This is a genomic window from Bradyrhizobium jicamae, assembly GCF_001440395.1.
GTDB classification, from domain to species: Bacteria; Pseudomonadota; Alphaproteobacteria; order Rhizobiales; family Xanthobacteraceae; genus Bradyrhizobium; species Bradyrhizobium jicamae.
In genome coordinates this window covers 1-2,705 of the sequence record NZ_LLXZ01000154.1, presented here as the reverse complement: position 1 = coordinate 2,705, position 2,705 = coordinate 1, and the positions used below count along the sequence as shown (strand labels likewise).

2 protein-coding genes are annotated in these 2,705 nt (G+C 58.5%); both read right to left on the bottom strand.

Going from position 1 to position 2,705, the window contains the following annotated elements; all coding sequences use genetic code 11:
* On the bottom strand, positions 1 to 857 hold an 857-nt coding region (locus tag CQ12_RS25115; protein WP_157088483.1), incomplete at its 3' end, for a GGDEF domain-containing protein.
* A gap of 1,020 nt (positions 858 to 1,877) precedes the next feature.
* Positions 1,878 to 2,705: GGDEF domain-containing protein (locus CQ12_RS25110; RefSeq protein WP_157088482.1), on the bottom strand; the 828-nt coding region annotated here is incomplete at its 5' end.

The following is a 2,705-nucleotide window of genomic DNA, read 5'->3' as shown; positions in this document are numbered from 1 at the left end:
ATAGCGCTGCGAAGCTCTCGCTCGATCTGGATGCGCCGGTCGACATGCATGTCCATCTCTGGCTCGAAAAAGCGCACACACGACCTTCCATCGCCTTGTGCGCGATAAAGTGCACGTTCTGCGCGCCTGACCAATTCGTGGAGATTGACGCCGTCAATCGGAGCGATGGCGATGCCAATTCCAACCACAAGCTCGGCTGCCCCCGTCTCGATCGCGAAAGTTTCGGTGGCGGACGCCACAATGCGTCGCGCCAGATTGATAGGAACCTCAAGAGAGCTGATGTCTGGTAGGACAATGCCGAGTTCGTCGCCTCCAATCCTCGCCAGGACGCCATCCTTGCGCAAGATGTCGGCGACCCTGTTAGCAAATTCGCATAGCGCCTTGTCCTCCGCTGCGTGGCCATGCCTGTCCTTGATCCTCCTGAAGCCATCAAGGCCAAGCAGTAGAACCGCCACCTGGTGCGTGTCGCGGGCGAGGCCAAGGCACGCGTCAAGTTTTTCATCAAACAGGCGACGGTTTGGCAGGCCGGTCAATGGATCGTGTCGCGCGAGGTCGCGCGCTTCTCCTTCCGCAATGGCTCGCGCTTTGGTTTCGCGGGCGAGATCTCGATAGCGGCGGAAACTGAAAATTGTCAACGCAACGCACAGGAAGAACGCGACAAATATGATGTCATCGAACGCCGAATCCGCATAGCCCCGTCCCAGCTGAAACAGAAGAGGACTAAGCTCATAGACATGCACTAAGATCGAGGCGAGAACGACGCCCCCAAGGAGAGCAATGAAATCCCTTGTGGCAGAACTACACCAATCGAACCAATCAGCGTGCAATACACGTGATCGTGGAGTTGACAAACTCATCACAGTCGAACCTTCGCTAAGGCCGGTTGTTCCAGAGTGAGTTTCTTACAGGTAGCATAGACGTTAACTGAACGCCAGATGTTGTGTGCTGATCGTCAAAGTTCGATTAACGCTTCGCAAGCAACGCGCCTTCGGATCGCGATAGTCGTTCCCGGCAAGAGTGTTTTGAACGACCCGGCAAGTTCGCCCATCGCTAACGCGGCCGAAGCCACGATTTACGCTCTCAAGATGCCGCTTCAAGACTTTGAGCGCTGTGGGCCGCGCGCGTCGCAAGAGCGAACGAACGGCGCTCAAGAATTATCCCCGTTTAGCCGCGCTCCCGCAGCCGGAGCCACCGAGGAGGCGCCTGCATCCGCTTATATGGGGCAGCGCGGCTTAGACGACCTCAAGCAGCTGCATGTTCCTGCTTTGAGCAACGAAGAATGCAGCGCGTCGGCTCGAGCTGCTTTAGCGAACCTTGCCGACCGCGAAGCCATTGTCCTGCTTGCGACGTTGATCGATAAAGCGGCTCGCTCGACCGCGTACAGCAAGACGCGATCTACGTTTTGTTCGCAGCCACGATGGTCAGGGACAGCACCAACACCATGGTCGCGACCCAGGAGCCTTTCTCGCTGTCGCGATGGTCGACGAAGAATTTGCCGGTGTCGTGGACAAGAAGCTTAGAAGTCGGCCACCGCCGGCTCGCTCACACTAAGCGGGCTTTGCGACATCCGCGACCAGATCCGCTAGGATCTTGTCCCAGTGGCCCTCCGATCCGGACCTTGACGGCGTCGACGAACCGCGTTCTCCGGACCTCGCGATCGAGCACCGTCGCTTCGCCCCGCCCAAAGAGGGCGGCCTGCGATCGTGACAAGCTGCTCGCCCTGGATTGGCGGAAACGCCATCTCGCCGTCGACGTCGATCGTCGGCATGAAGATCTCGCGCGTCGCGCCAACGCAGAGGTCACCCAAATGCGCGACGGAACGAAAGCTGTTAACAACGCCGTACCAATCATCGACAGGGCAATTCACCGCAAGCGGCTTACGCGACAATCACACGATTGCGACCTTCAAATTTTGCGCGATAGAGCCGCTGATCGGCGACGTTCAGGAATCCATCAAGCGTGTCTCCATCGCGCCCGAACTCCGATACCCCAACACTGATGGTGACGCCGACAGACGGTTGGGCTCCGACATCGAATGCAGCGCTTTCGATGGCCGATCGAAGGCGCTCGGCTACCGCGCAAGCCGCATCGAGCGTCGCCCCCGGCAGCAACACCATAAATTCTTCACCGCCCACGCGCGCGACAGAGTCGTAAGGGCGGATCGCCTCCAGACACTTTCGCACAAATGCGCGGAGGACTTCATCGCCGGCACTGTGACCACGTGAGTCATTGATATACTTGAAATGATCGAGGTCGATCGACAGCAGAGACAATGGAGCACCGCTTCGTTTGGCCCGCGCGATCTCGTCGCCGATATGCTCGATGAAGTGGCGCCGATTTCCGGCACCGGTTAGCGGGTCGGTGGCGGCAAGGCGTTCCAACCGTTGATTGCTCAGTTGCAGTTGCTGTAGCGCCTTTTGGGTGTCGGCCATCGATTGGGCCAGGCGGGCCGTCATTTCTTCCTGGCTATAGATGGTCGAGAATGATTTCGTCGTTCGGAAAGCCTGGACAACGCCATAGCTGAGCAGGAAGAACCCGCCAGCAAAGATCCCGTGGGCGAGCCACCACATATGGTTCCACGGCGTCGCCAGAATGAACGCGAGCGACGATAGCGAAAACCATGCGACGGAAATGCCGAAAATAAGCATCAGCGGCGAGTGAATCCGCCGCATCAGCATGGCCGCGACGTTCAGCGCGCTGAACAC